The following is a 1,307-nucleotide window of genomic DNA, read 5'->3' on the forward strand; positions in this document are numbered from 1 at the left end:
ACTCTGGTGTTGTGTTCCCAAGTAGTACGGGGCCCGAGAAATCCCGTACGAATCTGGCAGGACCACCTGCTAAGCCTAAATATTCCCTGGTGACCGATAGCGGACAAGTACCGTGAGGGAAAGGTGAAAAGTACCCCGGGAGGGGAGTGAAATAGATCCTGAAACCGTGTGCATACAATCCGTCGGAGCCCCCGTGGTGGGGTGACGGCGTGCCTTTTGAAGAATGAGCCTGCGAGTTAGTGCTCAGTGGCGAGGTTAACCCGTGTGGGGTAGCCGTAGCGAAAGCGAGTCCGAACAGGGCGATTGAGTCGCTGGGTCTAGACCCGAAGCGGAGTGATCTACCCATGGCCAGGTTGAAGCGCCGGTAAGACGGCGTGGAGGACCGAACCCACTTAGGTTGAAAACTGAGGGGATGAGCTGTGGGTAGGGGTGAAAGGCCAATCAAACTCCGTGATAGCTGGTTCTCCCCGAAATGCATTTAGGTGCAGCGTCATGTGTTTCTTGCCGGAGGTAGAGCTACTGGATGGCTGATGGGCCTCACCAGGTTACTGACGTCAGCCAAACTCCGAATGCCGGTAAGTGAGAGCATGGCAGTGAGACTGCGGGGGATAAGCTTCGTAGTCGAGAGGGAAACAGCCCAGATCACCAGCTAAGGTCCCTAAGCGTGTGCTAAGTGGGAAAGGATGTGGAGTTGCTGTGACAACCAGGAGGTTGGCTTAGAAGCAGCCACCCTTTAAAGAGTGCGTAATAGCTCACTGGTCAAGTGATTCCGCGCCGACAATGTAGCGGGGCTCAAGCACACCACCGAAGCTGTGGCATTAACACTTTTGTCCGGCATCACCCTGCGGGGTGGTGTCCAGGCGTGTTGATGGGTAGGGGAGCGTCGTGTGGCGAGTGAAGCGGCGGAGTGATCCAGCCGTGGATGCCACACGAGTGAGAATGCAGGCATGAGTAGCGAAAGAGGAGTGAGAAACTCCTCCGCCGAATAACCAAGGGTTCCAGGGTCAAGCTAATCTGCCCTGGGTAAGTCGGGACCTAAGGCGAGGCCGACAGGCGTAGTCGATGGACATCCGGTTAATATTCCGGAACCGGCGAAGGACCGCCCAGTACCGAATCAGTTGATGCTAAACGCCTGAAGCACCCCAATGACCGTCACTGCCTTCGGGTGGTGGTGGTCGGGCGTGTGGAACGCGTGACCCGAGACTGTAGTAGGTAAGCGATGGAAGGACGCAGGAAGGTAGCCTCCGCGTGGCGATGGTTGTCCACGTCTAAGAGTGTAAGGCGGGGTGTAGGTAAGTCCGCACCCC

The 1,307-nt window shown here is 56.8% G+C and carries 1 rRNA gene (running past one end of the window); it reads left to right on the top strand.

Annotated elements, in window-relative coordinates:
* A 23S ribosomal RNA gene (locus tag MWU75_RS17445) occupies positions 1 to 1,307 on the top strand (its annotated part continues 1,995 nt past the right edge of the window); the annotation flags it as partial.

The organism is Ornithinimicrobium sp. F0845, from assembly GCF_023015765.1.
Lineage (GTDB): Bacteria > Actinomycetota > Actinomycetes > Actinomycetales > Dermatophilaceae > Ornithinicoccus.